Here is a 21,211-nt window from a genome sequence, read left to right on the forward strand (position 1 = left end):
GAGCGGAGCCAACCGGACGCACGCCGCGATGGTTACGGCTGACGAGGGCGGAGCTCTGTGAAAAAACTCACAGAGCCGCGTGGGCCGCCGCTAGGCTGCAGCGGGCGGGAACGCTTTATGTATCGCAACGACGGCGTCCTTGGTCTGGTCCTGGACGTAGGCTGCAAGCTCGTTCGGCAGCATGTCGATGATCCACAGCAGGCGGCTTCTCCGCTCGCCGTCGGCGATCACCTGCACCGAGGCGCTGTAATGCTTCAGCCGCTCGTTGTTGATGGCATAGACGAGGCGCCGCCGCGCGTCGTCGCAATCGACCAGCACTTCGCGCGCCACCGAACCGTTGGCGAAGGTGACGATACGCGCATCGCCGTCGAGCGTGCAGGCGGTGACGAAGCCGGGCGCCAGCCGTTCATGCAGCGCGCCGAAATCGCGCACCGCATCCCAGACGTCGCGCGCCGGGGCATTGATGGAGATGTCGTTGTGGATGGAGGCCATGGAGTTTCCTCAAAAGCAGTTTTGTAGGGCGGGCAAAGGCGCGTAGCGCAGTGCCCACCATTTGGATTGACGGGGACAGTTGGTGGGCACGCTTCCGCCTTCGCTCTTCGAACTACGTCGCACAAGTCGTTTTGCCCACCTACGAGTGCTCGTGCGCGGCGGCTTCTACACACAGACCGCCTCGACATTGTTGCCATCAGGGTCGATCAGGAACGCCGCGTAATAGGTCGGGCTGTAATCCTTGCGCGGCCCGGCGCCGCCATTGTCGCGGCCGCCGCTCTTCAGGCCTTCGCTGTGGAACGCCTTGACCGCGTCATGATTCCCGGCGCGGAACGCAATGTGTGCGCCGTCAGCCTTGCGGCCCTTGTTCAGGTGCAGCCACAGCGCCGGCTCGCCCTTCGGCCCGAAGCCGGCATAGCCGTCGCCGCTGGAGCACAGGACGTAACCGAGCGGCGCCAGCACCGCGGTATAGAAGCGCGTGGCGGCGTCGAGATCGGCAACGCGAAGTCCGATGTGGTCGTACATGATCGTCTCCATTTGCAAAGCGCGCCGAAAATGGCGCGCGCCGGAGACAACCCTAGTCGGGGTGAGGCGGGCGACTCTTGGAGAATCTTGCGCTCGGTAGCCGGCTAAAGCATGATCCGGAAAAGTGCGCAGCGGTTTCCGAAAAGATCATGCTCAAACAATAGACTAAAGCGCGATGACGATTCATCCTCATCGCATCGCGCTTTAGCTCGCCGGCACCTCCGACTGCCACCGGATCACCCGTTTCAGGTGATAGACGTGAACCCACATGTTCGTTCCGATCACGCTGACCGTTGCGACGATCAGGGCCGTGAGCTTCTGCGGGTCATGAAGGGCGAGGACGAGCAGGAACGCGGAGAGGGCGGCCGTGACGCCGAAGCTGAACCAGAGCCCGATGAGGCGTGGTGCAAACCAGGCCGGCTGACCGTCGGTGCCCCATTGCATCGGAATCCTGCGCGAGGTGATCTGGCGGCCATAATAGACGGCACAGCCGGCGATGAAAGCGAGGCCGACGGCAAGCGCGATCAGTGTGGCCGCAATCACGTCACTCGGGGCACTGTTCATCTGCCGGGTCGCCGCACTCAAAGAGCGTTGATTCGCTCTTTGGTTGTAATATCGCGCGGCGTGCCGTAAGCCCAGTACGACGCGCCCGTCTGGTCAACAGACTATTACCCCGCCATTCCGCCGACCTGTCTCAGTTGAGGACGAGGCGTTCAGCGAAGACGCTGCGCTCCCCGCGCGAGGCCTGGCGAAACTTGGTCGGCGATACGCCGGCAGCGCGGTGGAAGGTGCGGACGAAGTTGGAGAGATCGCCGAAGCCGACGTCATAGGCGACGTCGGTGACCGCGATGTCGTCATCGGTGAGCAGCCGCGCGGCGTGCCGCAGCCGCGAGCGCACCAGATATTGATGCGGGGTGACTCCGAGCACGCTCGAGAACAGCCGCAGGAAATGGAACGGGCTGAGGCCCGCCTGCTTGGCGGCCTGTTCGAGATCGACCTCGGCATGCGAGTTGTCGTCGATCCACAGCGCTGCCTCGACCGCGCGGCGGCGGTCGCGGGCGGTGGGGGTGGCCGGCTTGCGCGCCCTGCCCGAAACGACGTCGATAAAACGGCCGGCCAGGATCTGGCCGACTTCGTCGAGGCCGATATCGCTGTTGCCATCTGCCGCCGTCTGGGCGAGCTCGCCCAGCACCATCAATTCGGGCAGCGGCGGCGTGGCACCGACCTGCCAGATCTCGCGCCTCCCGCCGAGGGCATCGACCATGTCCGCGCTGAGGAAGAACGACAGGCAGACATCGCCGCTGACATGCTCATGCGTGCAGGTGTATTCCTCGCCGGGCGCGCCGACCAGCATCGAGCCCGCCACCAGATCGAAGAAGCCGGCGCGGCAATGGCAGCCGAAGCTGCCCGAGCGGACATAGGCAATGGAATGCCCGGTGCGGCATTCGGCAAATGGCGTGTCGTCCGGTCCCGCGTCGCAGCGAAACTCGGAAACGATCATCGATTGTGACGTCAGCAGTGTGGTCGCGTCCATCCCGCCTATCTAGGCATGATCCGGACAAGTGTGTAGCGGTTGTCCGACAAGATCATGCCCAAAAAAGCTAGGGTGCGACCATGATCGCGCCCTAGCTGGGCGCGCGCGGCGGAGCAACGGGGAGCAGCACCTCGAACAGCGTCTTGCTGGCGACCGGTTGGGCGCCCTCGAGCGCCAGCAGCCGCCGCTTGGAGATAACCCCGCCATACGGCGAGAGCCGGTCGGTGTAATTGCCGGCCTCCAGTACCCGGTGGCAGGGCACGATCAGCATGTAGGGATTTTTGGCGATGGCCTGTGCCACCGAATGTGCCGCGCCTGAAGCCCCCAGCGCCTTGGCGACCTCGTGATAGGTACGCGTCTCCCCGCGCGGAATGGAGCAGGCGAACTCATAGACGCGGCGGTTGAAGCCGGGCACCCCGCCGGCATCCAGGCTGACCTCGGAAAAATCGGGATCATTGCCCTGCAGCAGGCTCACGATGCCCTCGATCGCAAGCTCGGCATTGTTGGAAGGGCGCTGCTCGCGCGCCTCGGGATGGATCGCAAAAATGCGGCGGCGGGTGTCGATCTCCCGCGCCTCCGGCAACTGCACGGCCACCACGCCGGTGTCGCTCCAGATGATGCCGCAGCGTCCGATCGCCGTGTCGAATATCGCGTAGCCACGCCCCACCATGCACACGCCCCACTCAGTGCACGTCTCTCCCCAGACACGCGATCATAACACCGCCACAATCCGACGCACCCAAAATCTTGCCAAGACGTTAATAACCGGCCGGCTGGCTGCGCCAAACCGCTTGGCGGGAGGCGCCGTCTCGGCTAATCAGGATGGGCGCGCAAGCCGCGCATAAGCGGGCGTAGTTCAATGGTAGAACGGCAGCTTCCCAAGCTGCATACGAGGGTTCGATTCCCTTCGCCCGCTCCAAGTTTCCCCGATTGAAATGCCCGTTCGACAACCTGACAATGCGTGCATTCGCGGTGCATGAGATTCCAATATCTTAGCTCCTCGCTCCCGGCGTTGACTGCTTACTCGCCCTAAGCTGCTCTCGCCTGGCGGCTTGTGGTCCTTGTACCGGGCCATGTTCGGATGAGGGCCAAGACCGGAAAAAATGGACCAGCAGAAACTCGACCGCGCGATAGGTCGCCGCTTGAAGACGCTGAGGACGCAGGCCGGCATGACCTTGAACGAGCTCGCCGCGCGCTCCGGCGTCAGCCGCGCCATGATCGGGCGGGTGGAGCGGGCGCAGAGCAGCGCGACGGCTGCGCTGCTGGGACGACTCTGCGCGGCGCTCGACGTGTCGCTCAGCGATGTCGTCGCGCTCGCCGAGAAGCCGCCGGAGCGGCTGGTGCGGCTTGCCGACCAGCCGCACTGGCGCGATCCCGACAGCGGCTATCGAAGGCGGCACGCCTCGCCGACGGATGCGGCGAGCGGCATCGAGATCATCGTCGTCGATCTGCCGGCCGGCGCGCGGGTGCCGTACAGCCCCTGGGGCCGCAACGCCTTTACCCAGCAACTGCTGATGCTGGAGGGTGCGATCGCCGTGCACATCGATGCCAAGGCGGTGCGGCTGCGCGAAGGCGATTGCCTGGATTTCGACGTGATGCGCGCGGTGATCTTCGAGAACGAAACCAGGCAGGACGCGCGCTACGTCATCATCACGCGGCGCGGCGCCTCCTACGGGAAGATGTGAGATCAGAGCAGGCCTGTCAGGCCTGTCGACAGGTCCGTCAATGCTCAGGCCGGTTGCGGGAGCGCTTGGACCTGTTTGCCGACCCAGGAGCTCACGGCCCTCAAAATGAGTTGCGTACCTCAAAACACCTCTGCTAACCTTCAGCGATGGCCGAGACCCTCACCGCGACCGCGCTGACGCTGAAGGACATCGCCCGCGAGGCGGGCGTTAGCCTGGCGACGGTCGATCGCGTGCTGCACAACCGCCCGGGGGTGCGGCCGGACACGGTGCGGCGCGTCCAGGCGGCCATTGAGCGCAACGCGTTCCAGCCCCATGTCGCCGCCGCCGAGCTTGCCCGTGGCCGCGCCCGCCGCTTTGCCTTCATGATGCCCTCGGGGCCTAACCCATTCATGCAGCAGATCGAGGCCTATCTCGGCGAGATGTCCGCCTGGCTGTCGGCCCGCCGGCTCAGCGTCGAGATGGTCGCGACCGACGTGTTTGACCCCTCCGTGCTCGCGGCCTCATTGGAGACGCTGTCGGGCGATTACGACGGCGTCGCCGTGGTGGCGCTGGATCATCCGGGCGTCCGCGCCGCGATCAACGATCTCGTCGATGCCGGCACCAAGGTGGTGACGCTGGTTTCGGACGTGCCGTCGTCGCGCCGCCACCATTATGTCGGCATCGACAACATTGCCGCGGGCCGCACCGCCGGCGCGCTGGTCGGGCGGCTGGCCGGCCAAAGGTCCGGCAAGGTCGCGATCGTCGCGGGCTCGCAGGGCCTGCGCGACCATGCCGAGCGCATCTTCGGCTTCAACCAGGTGATGGCGTCGGAATTCCCTGCTCTCAGCGTGCTGCCGGTGCTGGAAGGGCGCGACGAGGACGATCGGTCGGAACAGGTGCTGGCGCGGCTGCTCGGCAAGCATACCGACATTGTCGGCCTCTATAACGTCGGCGCCGGCACCCAGGGCGTCGCCAAGGCCTTGAGTGACAAGGCGTTGAGCGATGCCGGCCGCGACAAGGTCGTGTTTGTCGGTCATGACGTCACCGTGCTGACCCGCCGGCTGCTGCTGCAGGGCGTGATGGATGCCGCGATCTCGCAAAACCCCGGACACGAAGCGCGCGCCGCCGTGCGCGTGCTGCTCGCACTCGCCCGCGGCGAGCCGATCTTGCGCGAGCAGGAGAAGATCAGGATCGACATCGTGATGCGGGACAATCTGCCTTAGCGGCAGGTGGATATCGAACGGCCGTGGCGGAGAGCGTGACGTCAAGATCGCGCCTCGCAAAAGGGTAAGAGGAGGACGATTTGTATCTCGGACTGGACATCGGCACGTCCGGCGTGAAAGCGGTGCTCGTGAGCGAAGCCGGCGCGATCCTCGCGACGGCGGCGCGCGAGCTCGCGCTGTCGCATCCGGCGCCGCTGTGGTCCGAGCAGGATCCCGATTCCTGGCTCGATGCTGCCATCGGTGCGGTCGACGATCTCGCCGCCCGCCATCAGCGCGAGGTGGCGCGGGTCCGCGGCATCGGCCTGTCGGGCCAGATGCATGGCGCGACGTTGCTCGACGAGGATGGACGGCCGCTGCGTCCGGCGATCCTCTGGAACGACGGCCGCTCGCAGGCCGAATGCGCCGTGCTAGAGCAGCGGTGCCCCTCGCTGCATGCGATTGCCGGCAATCTCGCTATGCCCGGTTTCACCGCCCCGAAGCTGTTGTGGGTCGCGCGGCATGAGCCAAAAATCTTCGCGCGCGTCGCAAAGGTGCTGCTGCCGAAGGCCTATGTACGCTATCGCCTGACCGGCGAGATGATCGAGGATATGTCGGATGCGGCCGGCACGCTGTGGCTCGATGTCGGTCTGCGCCGCTGGTCGCCGCTGTTGCTGCATGCCACGGGCCTCGATCTTCACCACATGCCGCGCCTCGTCGAGGGCAGCGCGGTCAGCGCGATGCTCGCGCCGGAATTCACGCAGCGCTGGGGCATGGCGAAAGACGTCGTTGTCGCCGGAGGCGCCGGCGACAATGCCGCGAGCGCGATCGGGCTCGGCGCGATCGCGCCGGGCGATGCATTCCTGTCGCTGGGAACGTCCGGCGTGGTGTTCCGCGTCACCGATCGCTTCGCGCCGGCGCCTGAAACGGCGGTGCATGCGTTCTGCCACGCGCTGCCCGGCCTCTGGCACCAGATGGGCGTGATGCTCTCGGCGGCGGCCTCGCTGGCCTGGCTCGCCGGTGTGATGGAGACCCCGGCCGCAGCGCTGCTGGCGCCGCTCGGCGAGCGCGTCGATGCGCCGAGCCCGATCAGATTCCTGCCCTATCTCGACGGCGAGCGCACGCCGCACAACGATGCCGCAGCCAGCGGCGCCTTCGTCGGCCTGCGCGGTGCGACCGGGCGAGCGCAGATCGTTCAGGCCGTGCTCGAAGGCGTCGCCTTCGCCGCGCGCGACAATCTGGCGGCGCTGAGCGCGGCGAGCGGACCTGTTGCCGCGCTCGATCTCGTCGGTGGCGGCTCGCGCTCCCCGCTGTGGGCGCAGATCTGTGCCGACGTGCTCGGCATTCCCGTGCACCGCGTCGAGGAAGGCGAGGTGGGGGCGGCCCTCGGTGCCTCCAGGCTGGGCCGGCTCGCTGTGACCGGCGAGAGACCCGCAGCGGTCTGCACCCGCCCGCGGCGGCTCGCGAGCTTCACGCCCCGCGCATCCGTCACGGAAGCCTATGACGAGGCTTATCGGCGATGGCGCGAGCTTTATCCCGCATTGAAGGAGTCTCCTTAAGTGAACGCGTCAGCCAAATTCTTCGATGCAAATGCTCCTGTCGCCTTCGCCGGCAAGGATGCGGGACAGGCGCCCGCGTTCCGCTGGTACGACAAGGATCGCCTCGTACACGGCCGCAGGCTTGAGGATCATTTGCGCTTTGCGGTCTGCTATTGGCATTCGTTCTGCTGGCCGGGCGGCGATCCCTTCGGCGGTGAGACGTTCCTGAGGCCGTGGCACCAGGGTGGTGACGCGATGGCGCAGGCGCGGGCCAAGGCCGATATCGCCTTCGAGCTGTTTCGCCTGCTCGACGTGCCCTACTTCACCTTCCACGACGTCGATGCAGCGCCGGAGGGCGCTTCGCTCGCCGAGTCCGTCGCCAATCTCAATGCGATTGCCGATCTGTTCGAAGCGAAGATGGCCGCGAGCAAGGTGCGCCTGCTCTGGGGCACCGCCAATCTGTTCACGCATCGCCGCTACATGGCGGGCGCGGCGACCAATCCGGACCCGGAGATATTCACCTATGCCGCCGGCCAGGTCCGCGCCGCGCTGGAGGTGACGCACCGGCTCGGCGGCCAGAACTACGTGCTGTGGGGCGGGCGTGAGGGCTATGAGACGCTGCTCAACACCGATCTCAAGCGCGAGCTCGACCAGCTCGGCCGCTTCATCTCGCTGGTGGTCGAGCACAAGCACAAGATCGGCTTCAAGGGGCCGATCCTGATCGAGCCGAAGCCCAAGGAGCCGACCAAGCATCAATATGATTTCGACGTCGCCACCTGCTACGGCTTCCTTGCGCGCTATGACCTCTTGAAGGACGTCAAGCTCAACATCGAGCAGAACCACGCCATCCTCGCCGGTCACTCCTTCCACCATGAGGTCGCGCTGGCCGAGGCGCTCGGCGTGTTCGGCTCGCTCGACGTCAACCGCGGCGACGATCTGCTCGGCTGGGATACCGACCAGTTCGCGATGAACGTCCCGGAGCTGGCGCTGGTGTTTCACGAGATCCTGAACCGCGGCGGCTTCACCACCGGCGGGCTCAATTTCGACGCCAAGATCCGGCGGCAGTCGATCGACCCGGACGATCTGATCCACGCCCATGTCGGCTCGATGGATGCCTGCGCGCGCGCGTTCCTCGCCGCCGCCGACATGCTCGATGCCGGCGCCCTCACGGCGCCGCTCACCGAGCGATACGAGGGATGGGCCGGCACTGAGGGCCGGGCCATTCTCGGCGGTCAGCGTTCGCTCGCCGATCTCGCCGATCGCGCGCTCCGTCCCGGCTTCGACCCGCAGCCGCGCTCGGGCCGGCAGGAATATCTGGAATCCCTGGTCAACCGCTATGTCTGAGCGAGGCTGCTGATGGCAAACGCTGACGCGACACCGGTCCTCGAGCTGACCGGCATCGGCAAGGAGTTCGGCGCGATCCGCGCGCTGCATGGCGTCGACATGCAGGTCATGCCGGGCGAGGTGGTCGGCCTGATGGGCGACAACGGTGCCGGCAAGTCGACGCTGGTCAAGATCATCGCCGGCAATTTCCGCCCCAGCCACGGCGAGATCCGCTTTGCCGGCAACGCGGTTCATTTCAACCGGCCGGTCGATGCCCGTGCCGTCGGCATCGAGGTCGTCTACCAGGACCTCGCGCTATCGGACAATCTCACGGCGGCGGCCAACGTGTTCCTCGGCCGCGAGCTGAAGCGCAGGTTCGGACCCATCGCATTGCTCGACCACAGGGCTATGGCGGCGCGCGCGCTGGAGCTGTTCGGCGAGCTGCGCTCGGAGACGCGCCCCGACGACCTCGTCAAGCAGATGTCGGGCGGCCAGCGCCAGGCGGTGGCGATCGCGCGGACGCGGCTCTCCAATGCGCGGCTGGTGATGATGGACGAGCCGACCGCCGCGATCTCGGTGCGCCAGGTCGAGCAGGTGCTCGGCCTGATCCACCGGCTCAAGGAGCAGGGTGTCGCCGTGATGCTGATCTCGCACCGCATGCCGGACGTGTTCGCGGTCTGCGACCGCGTCATCGTCATGCGCCGCGGCGAGAAGCGGGCCGACAAGCCGATCCACCAGACCTCGCCAGAGGAAGTCACCGCGCTCATCACCGGCGCGAAGGAGGCGGCGTGATGGCCATGCCCATGGAATCCCCGATCAGCTTCACCAATGTCGGCCGGATCAGATGGTGGCAGCGCGGCATCTTCGCCTCCCAGACCGGTTACGTGCTGCTCGCGCTCGCGGTGCTGCTGGTGATCATGCATTTCGCCAGCCCCTATTTCTTCACCGAAGGCAATATGCAGAACGTGGCGAAGAATTTTTCCTTCATCGCCATTGCGACGCTCGGCGTCACCTTCGTCATCATCACCGGCGGCATCGATCTGTCGGTGGGATCGATGATGTGCTTCTCGGCCATGATCACCTCGATGGTGATGACCGAGCTGTCGGCGCCCGGCTCGCCGGCGGGCGCGCTGTTCGTGCATCTGGCGGCCGACGGCAAGACCGTAATTGCCAACGTGCCGGGCCTGATCCTGCTGATCTCGATCCTCGCCGGCCTCGGCGTCGCGCTGATCGCCGGCCTCGTCAACGGCTTCTGCATCGCCGTGCTCGGCCTGTCGCCCTTCGTCACCACGCTCGGCATGCTCTCGATCGTGCGCGGGCTCGGCTATGTCGTCTCCAACGGCCGCGGCAGCTTTCCGGGCGGACCCGATGCCGATCGTTTCTACGCGCTCACCTCGGGCGACGTGCTCGGCGTGCCCGTGCCTTTCATTTATCTCGTGATCCTCGCACTGACGATGGCCGTGGTCCTGCATCACACCTCGTTCGGCCGCCACGTCTTCGCACTCGGCGGCAACGAGAAGGCCGCCGAATTGACCGGCATCCCGGTCGTGCGGGTGAAGATCGAGGTCTATGTGATCTGCGCCCTCGCCGCAGGCCTCCAGGGCATCATCATCTCCGGCTGGCTCGGATCGGCGCCCGCCAACATGGCGACGTCCTACGAACTCAACGTGATCGCGGCGGCCGTGATCGGCGGCGCGAACCTCGCCGGCGGCATCGGCGGTCCGCTCGGGGCCATCGTCGGCTGCGTGCTGCTGGAAGTGATCCGCAATGGCCTCGTGCTGGCGCAGGTCTCCTCCTACTGGCAGCAGACGCTGGTAGGCGTGATCATCATCCTGGCCGTGCTGGTCGACCGCATCCGCTCGCGGATGAGCTGAAGGTGACGTGGTTCCGGGAAAACAACGAAGATGCCGCCTGTCCGCTTCCCGGACGTTTCAAAGAGGATGGGCACCAGAGAAGGGTGGAGGAGACAATGAGGAAACTTCTTCTTGCCGGCATCGCCGTCGCAATGATGGCAACGCCGGCGTTGGCCGCGAACTACCGATTCGTCATCGTGCCCAAGGCGATGAACAATCCGTTCTTCGACTTCGCGCGTGACGGCTGCCTGAAACGCGCCAAGGAGCTCGGCAATATCGAGTGCATCTACAAGGGACCGGTCGAGCATGAGCCGGCGACGCAGGCCCAGATCATCCAGGACTTCGTCACGCAGAAGGTCGATGGTCTCGCCATCTCGGTCGCCGACGTCGCGGCCATGACCAAGTCGATCGAGGCGGCGACGGCCGCCGGCATCCCGGTCATCACCTTCGATGCCGATGCGCCGGGCTCCAAGCGCATCGCCTATATCGGGACCAACAACAAGGAGTTCGGCGTCGCGCTCGGCAAGCAGCTCGTGAAGATGCGGCCCGATGGCGGCAAATACGCCATGGTCTCGGGCGGCCCCGGCGCCAAGAACCTCGCCGAGCGTGTAGACGGCGTGCGCGAGGCGCTGAAGGGCTCGAAATGGACGGAGGTCGCGGGCTCTCCGACCTTCTGCAACGACGATCCGGCACTCGCGGTTCAGCAGATGACGGATATGCGCACCGCAACGCCGGATCTCGCCGCGATCGTTCCGATCGGCGGCTGGCCGATGTTCGCCCCTGAAGGCTTCAAGGCCTTCGCGTCGAGGAACAAGAAGGACATCGATTCCGGCAAGTTCACGCTTGTCGTCGCCGACACGCTGAAGATGCAGCTCGAGCTGCTGCGCGACGGCTATGCCAACGCGCTGGTCGGCCAGCGTCCGTTCGAGATGGGCGAGAAGGCGATGGACACGCTGCTCGCCATCAAGAAGGGCGAGAAGGTGCCGGAGATCGTCTACACCGGCCTCGACCTCGTCACCAAGGACAACGTCGCGCAGATGTTGAAGTAGGAGCGTCCGCCAGCCCCGCGCTCCTGCATGCCTCCCCCGCTTGCGATTTTTGCAAGCGGGGGAGATGATCTGGACTGTTGGAATGAAGACAAGGCAATGGGAATGAAACGGTCGCGGCTCGGCTCGCTCGACGTCACTTCAATCGGTCTCGGTTCCGCCCCGCTCGGCGGATTGTTCAGCCCGGTCAGCGATGCCGATGCGGAAGCGACGATCGCGCGCGCCTGGTCGCTTGGGGTGCGCTTCTTCGATACGGCGCCGCTCTACGGCTTCGGCCTCGCCGAGCGGCGATTAGGGGCCTTCCTGCGACAGCAGAAGCGCGAGTCTTACGCCATCTCGACCAAGGTCGGCCGCCTGCTGCGCGCGCCAGATGGCGGCGCCGCCGAGGACGAGCACTATAAGGGTACGCCGCGCGAGCGGCCCGTGTTCGATTTCAGTCATGACGGCGTGCTGCGATCGGTGGAGGAGAGCCTGGGTCGCCTTGGGCTCGACCGTGTCGACGTCCTCCTGGTGCACGATCCCGACGATCACTATGACGAGGCGGTCAATGGTGCCTTTCGCGCGCTCCAGCGCTTGCGCGAGGACGGCACCGTCAAGGCGATCGGCGCCGGCATGAACCAGTCGGAGATGCAGGTCCGTTTCGCCGAGGCCGTGCCGGTCGACTGCTTCCTGCTGGCCGGGCGCTACACGCTGCTCGACCAGGGGGCGCTGGACGCGTTGTTTCCGCTGTGCACCGCCAAGAACATCGGCATCCTGCTCGGCGGCATCTACAACAGCGGCATTTTGGCCAATCCGCACACCAGTGCGAAGTTCAATTATCAGGACGCCGACGCAACGCTGGTGGCGCGAGCGCTGGAGCTCGACGCGCTCTGCCGCAAGCATGGCACCGAGCTGAAAGCCGCCGCGCTCCAGTTCTGCATGGCGCATCCGGCCGTCACGGTCGCCGTGATGGGCGCGCGCAACGCGGCGGAAGTTTCCGACAACATCGCGATGTCGGAGAGTGCGGTGCCGGGCGCGTTCTGGCAGGAGCTGCGGGCACGGAACCTCGTCGATGCGCGCTCGCCGCTGCCGGGCGGGGCGTAAGGCATGATCATCGACGCCCATCAGCACTTCTGGGATCCGGCGCGCGCCGATTATCCCTGGATGGCAGCGGACGAGCTGGCGCCGATCCGCCGTGCCTTCGGTCCGGCCGATCTCGCCCCGCTGTTGAAAGCGAACGGCATCGGCGCCAGCATCGTGGTGCAATGCCGCTCCGCGCTGGAGGAGACCGAGGAATTCTTGCGCATTGCGCACGAAAATCCCTTCGTCGTTGGTGTGGTCGGCTGGGCTGATCTGACGGATGGTACGCTTGGCGAAACGCTTGATCGGCTTCGCGCTTCACCCGGCGGCGGCAAGCTGGTCGGCATTCGCCACCAGGTCCACGATGAAGCCGATCCCGATTGGCTGCTGCGCGAGGACGTCCAGCGCGGCCTCACCGCATTGTTCGCCCGCGACCTCACCTACGATTTCCTCGTCCGCGCCCGCGAGCTGCCGTCGGCGATCGCAACCGCTCAGGCCTTTCCGCAAGCGCGGTTCGTGCTCGACCACGCGGCCAAACCGCCGATCGCCGACGGCGGCAGCGCCGAGTGGGCCGATCGCATCGCCGCGCTTGGAGCTTGCGGCAATGTCTGGTGCAAGATCTCCGGGCTCGCGACCGAAGCGGTCTGGAACGACTGGGATGCGGAACGCCTGTTTCCGTTCGTCGCGCACGCCGCGAGGTGTTTTGGCGAAGACAGGCTGATCTTCGGCTCGGACTGGCCGGTGTGCCTGCTTGCGGGGAGCTATGGCGAGATCAAGAGCGCGCTGGAAGCCTGTCTGGCGCGGCTTGGCCCGCAGCTGCGGGACAAGGCTTTTGGTGCGAATGCGACGCGGGCGTATCGGCTGGCGATCGCGCCTTAGCGTCTGAGCGCGCTCTTGCTTCCTGCCTCTCCTGGCAAAGCAGGAGAGGGGAAGCAGCGGCGTGCGCCCCAGCTTACTCCGACATTGGCTTGTCGGAGATGTCCCAGTCCTTGCCGGTGAAGGTGGAGATGAAGAGCGTCTTCATCGGCGTGTAGTCCCCGGGCGTGTAGCTGTAGGTAACGCCGTCGAGGAAGTAGGGCGAGTGGAAGCCCGCCAGCGTCGAGGCTTGCTTCAGCACGTTGGCGCGGGTGAGGTCGTCGCCGCAGCGACGCAGGATCTCGCCCATGGTCACGGCTTGTCCATAGCCGGCGAAGGCGATGGTGTTGTCGGGGTCGATGGCCGGCGTGTATTTCTTGCGCAATTCCTCGAACGCCATCACGTCGGGGTCCTTCTCCCATTTGGGCAGGCCGACCTCCTTGTTGTAGCGGATGGCGACGATGCCGGTGGCATTCTCGAGGCCCGCGGCATTGAGGATCGAGCGGCCGGTCGAGCCGGCGGAAAGAAGCTGCAGCGGCTTCCAGCCGAGCTCGGCGACCTTGCGGATCGACTGCGACGACGCCTTGCCGGTCGAGATGTTGTAGAAGACGTCGGCGCCCGACTTCGAGAGGTTGATGAGCTGGGAATCGACGGTCGGCTCGGTGAGATCGTAGGTCTGCTCCATGATCACCTTTGCGGTGCCGCCGGCGTCCTCCAAAACTTTCTTGAAGGGACCGAGGAAGTCGCGGCCAAAGTCGTCGTTCTGGTAGAGGATGCCGATCTTGGCATTCGGCTTCACGCTGACGACGTGCCGCGCCAGGATGCGCGCCTCGGTCGGATAGAGTGGCAGGCCCGCCATCGTCCATTTGAACTCTTTCGGGTTATTCCACTTCGACGCGCCGGTGTTGAGCAGCAGCTGCGGCACGCCCTTGGAGTTCAGGTATTTGTGCACGGCGGTCTGCGGCGCGGTGCCGAGCGAGCCGTACAGCGCGAGCACTTCCTCCTGCTCGACCAGGCGCCGCGTCGCCTCGACGCATTTCGGGGCGCTATAGGCATCGTCCATGGTGAGAAACTTGACCTTGCGCCCGTTGATGCCGCCCTTCTCGTTCAGCATCTGGAAATAGGCCTCGCCGATGCGCCCGAGCACGCCGTAGAGCGAGCCGGGGCCGGAATGCGGCACGGTCTGGCCGATCTTGATCTCGGTGTCGCTGGCGCCGGCATCGTATTTCTTCTCCGCAGCCCAGACGTAAGGCGCGGGCAAGGTCGATGCGGCGATGGTGGCGAGCGCGGCGGCGCTGAAATCGCGCCGCGATGGATTTTTGGTCATTGTTGTTTTCTCCCTAATGCCCGCATTGTGCTGGCAGGGCCGCGCGGCTCGCAAGTGGGAAGTCACGGCTTTGCGACGCAATGACGCTCAAATCACGGGGCGTTAGCGCCTAAACTCAAGTTTTTTCGGCAACGATCACAAGGCCGCGCACCGGCTCGTTGTTCTCGATCCGAGGCGAGGCCGGCTCCAGCGTCAGCAGCTTGAGCCCGGCCTTGGCGATCGCGCCGCGCACATATTCCGCCGAATGGGCATAACGCAGGCCTTCGCCGAGAACGATGCCGCTGCCGTCATGCGTCTCCAGCGTGAAGGCGAGCACGCCGCCGCATACGAGCACGCGCCTGGCTTCGCTCAGCACCGGCGCGAGATCGGAGAGATAGACGAACGCATCCGCAGCGACGACGAGGTTCGCGCATCCGTCGTCCTTGCTGCGCAGGCCGTCGATCATGTCGGCGACTTCGAGCTCGGCATAGAGGTTGATGGCGCGCGCCTCCTTGATCATGCCGGGCGACAGATCAATGCCGATGAAATGGTCGACCTGTTTGGCGAAGGCGGCGGCCGCGAGGCCGGTGCCGCAGCCGAGATCGATGGTGCGCTTGAAGAAGGCTGGCTTCTTCGCCGCGACGCGCGCGGCCAGCACCGCCTTGAAGATCAATGCGGGGGCGCGGTAGCCGAGATCGTTGATCAGCGCATGCTCGAAGCGTGGCGCGTATTGATCGAACAGCGCCTGCACGTAAGCCTTGGGCATCTCCGACATCTCGGCGTCGCCGAGCCGCATCAGATGCAGGCCGGCGCCGTGCTGGTCATCAGGATCGGAATCGCGCGCCTTGCGGAAAGCCTCGATCGCCTTGTCGCGCTCGCCGAGCTGCTGACGGATCTCGCCGAGCGTGAACCAGGCCGAGGTGAAGTTCGGCGCAAGCTCGATCGCCTGCTCTATGAGGTCAGCGGCGGCGGGCAGGTCGCCCTTGAGCTGGAGGTCGCGCGCGAACTCGAAGCGGCGGTCGGCCATGAGATCGCCGGAGGTCTGGAACAGGCGGAGGGGCATTGGGAACCAACACTCGTCGTGCCGGCTCGCCGGCAATCCATCAAAAAAGCAACTGTTTAAGTGGATGGAGGCGCGGGTCAAGTCCGCGCATGACGGGTGAATTGGAGGCGCTCGCTTCCTATATGACCACCATGCGCCCCCAAGACATCCTGCTGCCAGTTGCTGCCGGCCTGTGCTGCAAGCCCGGCGGCTTCCATATCGACCCCGTCCGCCCGGTCGAGCGGGCCGTGATCACCCACGGCCATTCCGACCATGCCCGCGCCGGCCATGGTGCGGTGCTGGCGACGCAGGAAACGCTGGACATGATGCGGCTGCGCTACGGCGAGAATTTTGCCGGATCGACGCAAGCCATCAACTATGGCGAGGAGATCCGGCTCGGCGACGTCTGCGTGAAATTCCACCCGGCCGGCCACGTGCTGGGATCGGCGCAGATCGCGGTGACCTGCAAGGACACCTGCATCGTCGCTTCCGGCGACTACAAGGACGCGCCCGATCCGACCTGCACGCCGTTCGAGCTGGTGCCCTGCGACGTCTTCATCACCGAGGCGACGTTCGGGTTGCCGGTATTCCGGCATGGCGATGCGAGCGACGAGGTGAATAAGCTGCTCGCCTCGGTCACGCTGTTTCCGGAGCGCGCGCATCTCGTCGGCGCCTATTCGCTCGGCAAGGCCCAGCGCGTGATCGCGCTGCTGCGCGCGGCCGGCTATGACGCCCCGATCTATCTGCATGGCGCGATGGAGAAGATCACCGAGTACTACCAGAGCCGGGGCATCGATCTCGGCGAGCTCAGGCCAGTGAAGGGCGTGAAGAAGGCGGCGCTCGCCGGCACCATCACGCTGGCGCCGCCCTCGGCCACTTCCGATCTCTGGACGCGGCGGTTTCCCGATCCCGTCACCGCGTTCGCATCGGGCTGGATGCGCGTGCGCGCCCGGGCGCGGCAGCGTGGCATCGAGCTGCCGCTGGTGATCTCCGATCATGCTGACTGGGACGGCCTCACCGCCACCATCGCCGCGACCGGCGCCGGCGAGATCTGGGTCACGCACGGCCAGGAAGATGCGCTGGTGCATTGGTGCCAGAGCAGGGGCCTGCGCGCGCAGCCGCTCGATCTCGTCGGCTATGGCGACGAGGAGGAGAGCGAGACACCGGCCACAGACGAGGCCGAAGCATGAACCGCTTCGCCGAACTCCTGGACCGTCTCGCCTACGAGCCCGGCCGCAACAACAAGCTGCGGCTGCTCACCGGCTATTTCCGCGAGGTTGGAGACCCCGACCGCGGCTACGCGCTGGCCGCGCTCACCGGCGCGCTCAGCTTCAAGCACGCCAAGCCCGCCCTGATCCGCGATCTCATCGCCGCGCGCACCGATCCGGTGCTGTTCGGTTTGAGCTACGACTATGTCGGCGATCTCTCGGAGACGGTGGCGCTGATGTGGCCGAAGGCGCAAAACAATTCGCAGTCTTTTCCGGGCCACCCCTCTCCCCCGCCCTCCCCCACAAGGGGGGAGGGAGCGCAGCGCAGTGCGGCGTTGTCAGCGAGCACAACATCTCTCAGCGATTTCCAAAGTGAGGGACGCACGAGCCTCTCCGTTCCCTCCCCACTTGTGGGGGAGGGTCAGGGAGGGGGGTCCCGCGGGCGAGATGCTGATGAGTCCCCTCACGCCCGCAACCACAACAACCCGCCGCCGCCGACTCTGACCGAGGTCGTCACCACGTTGCGCACGCTCGGCAAGACCGAGCTGCCGAAGCAGCTCGAGCGCTGGCTCGACGAGCTTGATGAGACCGGCCGCTGGGCGCTGCTGAAACTCGTCACGGGCGCGCTTCGGATTGGTATCTCCGCGCGACTGGCGAAAACGGCGGCGGCCGCGCTCGGCGACAAGGATCCGCATGAGGTCGAGCTGATCTGGCCTGGCCTTGCGCCACCCTATCTCGACCTGTTCGCATGGCTGGAAGGCCGTGCCGAAAAGCCGGTCAACCGCGATCCCGCGCCGTTCCGGCCCGTGATGCTGGCGCATGCGATCGAGGACAGCGATTTCCAAAGCCTCGATCCCGCCGACTACATCGCCGAATGGAAATGGGACGGCATCCGCGTGCAGGCGGTGGCAGGCCGCGATGATCGCGGCCACATCACGGCGCGGCTCTATTCACGCACCAGCGAGGACATCACGGGGAGCTTTCCCGATCTCGTGCCGTCGCTGCGCCTGCCCGGCGCGATCGACGGAGAGCTCTTAATCCTGCGCGAGGGCCGTGTGCAGAGCTTCAACGTCCTGCAGCAGCGGCTGAATCGCAAGGTTGTCTCGCCAAAGCTGATCAAGGAATTTCCGATTCACCTGCGCGCTTACGATCTGCTCGGCGACGACGAGAACGATTTGCGCGAGCTGCCGTTCGCGGAACGGCGCGAGCGGTTGGAGACGTTCGTGAGGAAGCTCGACGATCCCCGCATCGATCTGTCGCCCACCGTTGCCTTCTCAAGCTGGGACGCGCTCACCGCCGCACGCGCCGATCCCGCAAGCGCCGGTGCCGGCGAAGACGCGGACGCCGTCGAAGGCGTGATGCTGAAGCGACGCGATGCGCCGTATTTGCCGGGCCGGCCGAAGGGCCAGTGGTGGAAGTGGAAACGCGATCCGCACATCATCGATGCCGTGCTGATGTATGCGCAGCGCGGCCACGGCAAGCGCTCGTCCTATTATTCCGACTACACCTTCGGCGTCTGGACCGCGGGCGAGGGCGGCGACGAGCTGGTGCCGGTCGGCAAGGCCTATTTTGGCTTCACCGACGAGGAGCTCTTGCAGATCGACCGCTTCGTCCGCCGTAATACCACGGAAAAGTTCGGCCCCGTCCGCCACGTCGTGCATGAGGGCGACAAGGGCTTGGTTCTGGAGGTGGCGTTCGAGGGCCTGCAGCGGTCGCCGCGCCATAAATCCGGCGTCGCCATGCGCTTCCCCCGCATCAGCCGCCTGCGCTGGGACAAGCCGCCGCGCGAGGCCGATCGGCTGGAGACGCTGGAGAGGATGCTGAAGGCGGAGGCGGCGGAGATTGAGATGTGAGTGCGTTTTATGAGAGCGCTCGATTGTCGCCGAGGCGGAGATGCGCTCCCTCTCCCGCCTGCGGGAGAGGGTTGGGGAGAGGGCTGTCTCCGCGATGGGACAATCCCCTAGAGGAGAAAGCCCTCACCCGCGCCTTCGGCGCGACCTCTCCCGCAAGCGGGAGAGGTTGGCGCCCGCGGCCGGCAGCGCTCCCAAACCGAGGCTACCCGAATTAAACTCCCGTAACCCGATTGACGGTCCGTCACGGGTTCCCCATGTGCCTCGCCGTGCCCTGTAATGGGTCGAATCCGCCTACAGGAGTTTGAGATGGTCCAAGACGTCAGAGATTTGCCGGCCGGCCGCAACGACGGGCTGAACCGCTTTCTCGGCGGCTCGCCGCTGGCGGTCGCGTTTCGCCTGGTCCTGCTCTCGATCCTGGTCGGCGTCGTGCTCGCCGCGATCGGCTTCGATCCCTGGAACATCCTCACCAGCATTCGCCTCTTGTTCCAGCGTCTCTGGGATCTCGGCTTCGACACCATCAACTGGCTGTGGCGCTACTTCCTGCTCGGCGCAGTCATCGTGATCCCGATCTGGCTGCTCTCGCGCGTGTTCGGCACGCCGCGCGGCCGGTGAGATTTTGAAGGTCCGCAGCCGATGCAATTGCGTTTTGTCGGCTGCGGCGATGCTTTCGGCTCCGGCGGCAGGCTCAATACCTGCTTCCATGTCTCGGGGCGCGAGGCCAACTTCCTGATCGACTGCGGTGCGTCGGCTCTGCCGGCGCTGAAGCGGCTCGAGATCGCGTGCGAGGACATCGATCTCATCCTGATCACGCATTTCCACGGTGATCATTTTGCCGGGCTGCCGTTTGTCCTGCTCGACGCGCAATTCTCGCGGCGGACGCGGCCGCTGACGATCGCGGGCCCGCAAGGCATCGAGACGCGGCTCGGCGAGGTGATGGATGTGTTGTTCGAGCATTCCTCAAAGACGAAGCAGCGCTTCGAGCTCTCCGTCGTCGAGCTCTCGCCCGAGCAAAACCGGACTTTCGGTGCCGTGACGGTGACGCCCTATCCGGTCGTGCACGGCGAATCCGGCGGCCCCTTCCTCGCCTACCGCGTCGAGGCCGAGGGCCGCACACTCGCCTATAGCGCCGATACCGAATGGACGGAGACGCTCATTCCGCTGGCGCATGGCGCGGATCTTTTCATTGCCGAGGCCTATATGTACGAGAAGGTGGTGAAGAACCATCTCAGCCTGAAGACCTTGGAACAGCATCTGCCCGACATCGGCGCCAAGCGGCTCGTCCTCACCCATATGAGCGACGACATGCTGTCGCGCCTCGACACGCTGCCCCATATGGCGGCCGAGGACGGCATGGTCGTCGTGTTCTGAACCATGCACGCGCCCGTCCATCCCAAAGTCAGCACACGTGAAGTGTTCGCCATCGCCGGGCCGGCGATGGTCGCGAACCTGACCACGCCACTGATCGGCATTGTCTCGACCACGGCGATCGGCCGCCTCGACGATGCCGCGCTGCTTGGCGGCGTCGCGATGGCCTCGGTGATCTTCGACTGCCTGTTCTGGCTGTTCGGCTTCCTGCGGATGAGCACGCTCGCCTTCACCGCGCAATCGCTGGGCGCGGGCGACACGCGCGAGCCGACCGCGATCCTGGCGCGCGGCTTCATCGTTGCCGGCCTGATCGGCGCCGCGCTGATCGTGCTGCAACTGCCGCTGGCCGCCGCGCTGTTCGACCTCATGGGCGGCAGCGAAGGTGTGACGCAGGCCGCGAAGACCTACTTCAAGGTCCGGATCTGGTCGTCGCCGTTCGCGCTCGCCAATTACGTCATCCTCGGCTGGCTGATCGGCCAGGCGCGCGCCAGTTCGGCCTTGATGCTTCAGGTCGTCATCAACCTCGTCAACATGGCGGCGACGATCCTGCTGGTGCTGGTCTACGACTCCGGCATCGCCGGTGCCGCGATCGCCGCGCTGTTGTCGGAAGCGGTCGGGTTCGCCCTCGGCGTGATCGTCTGCCGCCATTATGCCGATGGCGGCTTCGCCGTGCCGTACGCGACCCTGCTCGACCGCGACAAGCTGTTGCGGATGCTGGCGGTGAACACCGACATCCTGATCCGCACTGCGGCGCTGATCGCCGTATTCCTGTTCTTCACCGCCAAGGGCGCGCAGGCCGGCGACGTCACGCTGGCCGCCAACTCCGTGCTCAACAATTTCCTGCTGGTCAGCGCTTTCTTCCTTGACGGTCTCGCCAACGCAGCGCAGCAGCTCTGCGGCCGCGCCGTTGGCGCGCGCGATGCAAAGGGCTTTGCGGATTCGACCCGGCTGGTGCTGCTATGGGGGCTCGGCTTCGCGCTGGTGGTGTCGGGACTGTTCGCGCTGTTCGGGCCCGCCTTGATCGATTTCATGACGGCGAGTGACGACGTCCGCCGTGCCGCGCGCGAATTCCTGCCGTTCGTCGTGCTCGTGCCCATCCCCGGCGTGTTCGCCTTCGGCTTCGACGGCATCTATATCGGCGCGACCTGGGCGCGCGAGATGCGCAATCTGATGCTGGCTTCGCTGCTGATCTTCCTCGCCGCCTGGTGGGCGCTGCAATCGCTCGGCAATGCCGGGCTGTGGTCGGCGCTGATGGCCTCCTACCTCTCGCGCGGCGGCTTGCAGGCCGCACGCTATCCCGCGCAGTTCAGGGCGACGTTTTCGAAATCGTAGAAGAACCGTAGCCCGGA

At 65.8% G+C, this 21,211-nt stretch carries 21 protein-coding genes and 1 tRNA gene; 15 read left to right on the forward strand and 7 right to left on the reverse strand.

Annotation, left to right across the window (positions count from 1 at the left end; genetic code table 11):
• Positions 1–90: 90 nt before the first annotated feature.
• The 5 genes from BM190_RS02750 to BM190_RS02770 all read right to left on the reverse strand — a co-directional run bounded on the left by BM190_RS02750 (position 91) and on the right by BM190_RS02770 (position 3,221).
• Positions 91–492 carry an SRPBCC family protein gene (locus BM190_RS02750; RefSeq protein ID WP_092251712.1) on the reverse strand — a complete coding sequence of 134 codons (402 nt, stop codon included), beginning with the start codon at positions 490–492 and terminating at the stop codon, positions 91–93.
• Positions 493–657: 165 nt separating this feature from the next.
• A complete protein-coding gene (locus BM190_RS02755) occupies positions 658–1,017 on the reverse strand; it encodes a VOC family protein (RefSeq protein WP_026202432.1) in 360 nt (119 codons plus the stop codon).
• Between the two features lie 204 nt (positions 1,018–1,221).
• Positions 1,222–1,581, reverse strand: coding sequence for a hypothetical protein (locus BM190_RS02760; RefSeq protein WP_018320847.1), 360 nt, complete (start codon positions 1,579–1,581; stop codon positions 1,222–1,224).
• A 130-nt stretch (positions 1,582–1,711) separates the two neighbouring features.
• Positions 1,712–2,551 (reverse strand): helix-turn-helix transcriptional regulator, encoded by an 840-nt coding sequence (locus tag BM190_RS02765; RefSeq protein WP_092251713.1) that lies wholly within the window; start codon positions 2,549–2,551, stop codon positions 1,712–1,714.
• A gap of 91 nt (positions 2,552–2,642) precedes the next feature.
• Positions 2,643–3,221, reverse strand: a complete 579-nt coding sequence (locus BM190_RS02770) for a methylated-DNA--[protein]-cysteine S-methyltransferase (RefSeq protein WP_092251977.1) — start codon at positions 3,219–3,221, stop codon at positions 2,643–2,645.
• 175 nt (positions 3,222–3,396) lie between these two features.
• Here BM190_RS02770 and BM190_RS02775 point away from each other — a divergent pair.
• From BM190_RS02775 to BM190_RS02820, 10 genes are all read left to right on the forward strand, one after another.
• A tRNA-Gly gene (locus BM190_RS02775) sits at positions 3,397–3,470 on the forward strand.
• Positions 3,471–3,654: 184 nt separating this feature from the next.
• On the forward strand, positions 3,655–4,236 hold the full coding sequence (locus BM190_RS02780) for a helix-turn-helix domain-containing protein (protein WP_092251714.1): 582 nt from the start codon (positions 3,655–3,657) through the stop codon (positions 4,234–4,236).
• A gap of 146 nt (positions 4,237–4,382) precedes the next feature.
• Positions 4,383–5,438, forward strand: coding sequence for a LacI family DNA-binding transcriptional regulator (locus BM190_RS02785; protein WP_092251715.1), 1,056 nt, complete (start codon positions 4,383–4,385; stop codon positions 5,436–5,438).
• An 80-nt stretch (positions 5,439–5,518) separates the two neighbouring features.
• On the forward strand, positions 5,519–6,973 hold the full coding sequence (gene xylB, locus BM190_RS02790; protein ID WP_092251716.1) for a xylulokinase: 1,455 nt from the start codon (positions 5,519–5,521) through the stop codon (positions 6,971–6,973).
• Positions 6,974–8,296, forward strand: a complete 1,323-nt coding sequence (gene xylA / locus BM190_RS02795; protein ID WP_092251717.1) for a xylose isomerase — start codon at positions 6,974–6,976, stop codon at positions 8,294–8,296. It begins immediately after the preceding gene.
• A 12-nt stretch (positions 8,297–8,308) separates the two neighbouring features.
• Positions 8,309–9,067, forward strand: coding sequence for an ATP-binding cassette domain-containing protein (locus tag BM190_RS02800; RefSeq protein WP_092251718.1), 759 nt, complete (start codon positions 8,309–8,311; stop codon positions 9,065–9,067).
• Complete coding sequence (locus BM190_RS02805) at positions 9,067–10,149, forward strand: ABC transporter permease (RefSeq protein ID WP_018320839.1); 1,083 nt, start codon at positions 9,067–9,069, stop codon at positions 10,147–10,149. The genes BM190_RS02800 and BM190_RS02805 overlap by 1 nt, the downstream gene beginning before the upstream one ends.
• 95 nt (positions 10,150–10,244) lie before the next feature.
• The gene (locus BM190_RS02810; protein ID WP_038973213.1) at positions 10,245–11,177 is read left to right on the forward strand and encodes a sugar-binding protein; all 933 of its coding nucleotides are present in this window, start codon (positions 10,245–10,247) and stop codon (positions 11,175–11,177) included.
• A gap of 102 nt (positions 11,178–11,279) precedes the next feature.
• Positions 11,280–12,257 carry an aldo/keto reductase gene (locus BM190_RS02815; protein ID WP_092251719.1) on the forward strand — a complete coding sequence of 326 codons (978 nt, stop codon included), beginning with the start codon at positions 11,280–11,282 and terminating at the stop codon, positions 12,255–12,257.
• 3 nt (positions 12,258–12,260) lie between these two features.
• Positions 12,261–13,112 carry an amidohydrolase family protein gene (locus BM190_RS02820; RefSeq protein ID WP_092251720.1) on the forward strand — a complete coding sequence of 284 codons (852 nt, stop codon included), beginning with the start codon at positions 12,261–12,263 and terminating at the stop codon, positions 13,110–13,112.
• Positions 13,113–13,185: 73 nt separating this feature from the next.
• On the opposite strand, the gene BM190_RS02825 is transcribed toward BM190_RS02820, so the two are convergent.
• Positions 13,186–14,415 carry an ABC transporter substrate-binding protein gene (locus BM190_RS02825; protein ID WP_092251721.1) on the reverse strand — a complete coding sequence of 410 codons (1,230 nt, stop codon included), beginning with the start codon at positions 14,413–14,415 and terminating at the stop codon, positions 13,186–13,188.
• 115 nt (positions 14,416–14,530) lie between these two features.
• On the reverse strand, positions 14,531–15,457 hold the full coding sequence (locus BM190_RS02830; protein ID WP_092251722.1) for a class I SAM-dependent DNA methyltransferase: 927 nt from the start codon (positions 15,455–15,457) through the stop codon (positions 14,531–14,533).
• Positions 15,458–15,588: 131 nt separating this feature from the next.
• Between BM190_RS02830 and BM190_RS02835 the strand changes: the two genes are divergently transcribed.
• From BM190_RS02835 to BM190_RS02855, 5 genes are all read left to right on the forward strand, one after another.
• The gene (locus BM190_RS02835; RefSeq protein WP_092251979.1) at positions 15,589–16,626 is read left to right on the forward strand and encodes a ligase-associated DNA damage response exonuclease; all 1,038 of its coding nucleotides are present in this window, start codon (positions 15,589–15,591) and stop codon (positions 16,624–16,626) included.
• Positions 16,623–18,497 (forward strand): ATP-dependent DNA ligase, encoded by a 1,875-nt coding sequence (locus tag BM190_RS02840; protein WP_092251723.1) that lies wholly within the window; start codon positions 16,623–16,625, stop codon positions 18,495–18,497. The genes BM190_RS02835 and BM190_RS02840 overlap by 4 nt, the downstream gene beginning before the upstream one ends.
• A 306-nt stretch (positions 18,498–18,803) precedes the next feature.
• Entirely contained in the window at positions 18,804–19,109 is a 306-nt protein-coding gene (locus BM190_RS02845) for a DUF6460 domain-containing protein (RefSeq protein WP_018320831.1), read from the forward strand.
• Between the two features lie 21 nt (positions 19,110–19,130).
• The gene (locus BM190_RS02850) at positions 19,131–19,865 is read left to right on the forward strand and encodes an MBL fold metallo-hydrolase (protein WP_092251725.1); all 735 of its coding nucleotides are present in this window, start codon (positions 19,131–19,133) and stop codon (positions 19,863–19,865) included.
• A 3-nt stretch (positions 19,866–19,868) separates the two neighbouring features.
• On the forward strand, positions 19,869–21,194 hold the full coding sequence (locus tag BM190_RS02855; RefSeq protein WP_092251727.1) for an MATE family efflux transporter: 1,326 nt from the start codon (positions 19,869–19,871) through the stop codon (positions 21,192–21,194).
• Positions 21,195–21,211: the final 17 nt, after the last annotated feature.

Source organism: Bradyrhizobium sp. Rc3b, from assembly GCF_900114915.1.
Taxonomy (GTDB): domain Bacteria; phylum Pseudomonadota; class Alphaproteobacteria; order Rhizobiales; family Xanthobacteraceae; genus Bradyrhizobium.

Coding starts and splice junctions, on each gene's coding strand:
- BM190_RS02835 (WP_092251979.1), top strand. CDS start 15,589: ATGCGCCCCCAAGACATCCTGCTGCCAGTTGCTGCCGGCCTGTGCTGC.
- BM190_RS02770 (WP_092251977.1), bottom strand. CDS start 3,221: ATGGTGGGGCGTGGCTACGCGATATTCGACACGGCGATCGGACGCTGC.
- BM190_RS02755 (WP_026202432.1), bottom strand. CDS start 1,017: ATGTACGACCACATCGGACTTCGCGTTGCCGATCTCGACGCCGCCACG.
- BM190_RS02820 (WP_092251720.1), top strand. CDS start 12,261: ATGATCATCGACGCCCATCAGCACTTCTGGGATCCGGCGCGCGCCGAT.
- BM190_RS02855 (WP_092251727.1), top strand. CDS start 19,869: ATGCACGCGCCCGTCCATCCCAAAGTCAGCACACGTGAAGTGTTCGCC.
- BM190_RS02785 (WP_092251715.1), top strand. CDS start 4,383: ATGGCCGAGACCCTCACCGCGACCGCGCTGACGCTGAAGGACATCGCC.
- BM190_RS02780 (WP_092251714.1), top strand. CDS start 3,655: ATGGACCAGCAGAAACTCGACCGCGCGATAGGTCGCCGCTTGAAGACG.
- BM190_RS02840 (WP_092251723.1), top strand. CDS start 16,623: ATGAACCGCTTCGCCGAACTCCTGGACCGTCTCGCCTACGAGCCCGGC.
- BM190_RS02750 (WP_092251712.1), bottom strand. CDS start 492: ATGGCCTCCATCCACAACGACATCTCCATCAATGCCCCGGCGCGCGAC.
- BM190_RS02765 (WP_092251713.1), bottom strand. CDS start 2,551: ATGGACGCGACCACACTGCTGACGTCACAATCGATGATCGTTTCCGAG.
- BM190_RS02805 (WP_018320839.1), top strand. CDS start 9,067: ATGGCCATGCCCATGGAATCCCCGATCAGCTTCACCAATGTCGGCCGG.
- BM190_RS02815 (WP_092251719.1), top strand. CDS start 11,280: ATGAAACGGTCGCGGCTCGGCTCGCTCGACGTCACTTCAATCGGTCTC.
- BM190_RS02850 (WP_092251725.1), top strand. CDS start 19,131: ATGCAATTGCGTTTTGTCGGCTGCGGCGATGCTTTCGGCTCCGGCGGC.
- BM190_RS02825 (WP_092251721.1), bottom strand. CDS start 14,415: ATGACCAAAAATCCATCGCGGCGCGATTTCAGCGCCGCCGCGCTCGCC.
- BM190_RS02845 (WP_018320831.1), top strand. CDS start 18,804: ATGGTCCAAGACGTCAGAGATTTGCCGGCCGGCCGCAACGACGGGCTG.
- BM190_RS02760 (WP_018320847.1), bottom strand. CDS start 1,581: ATGAACAGTGCCCCGAGTGACGTGATTGCGGCCACACTGATCGCGCTT.
- BM190_RS02800 (WP_092251718.1), top strand. CDS start 8,309: ATGGCAAACGCTGACGCGACACCGGTCCTCGAGCTGACCGGCATCGGC.
- BM190_RS02810 (WP_038973213.1), top strand. CDS start 10,245: ATGAGGAAACTTCTTCTTGCCGGCATCGCCGTCGCAATGATGGCAACG.
- BM190_RS02830 (WP_092251722.1), bottom strand. CDS start 15,457: ATGCCCCTCCGCCTGTTCCAGACCTCCGGCGATCTCATGGCCGACCGC.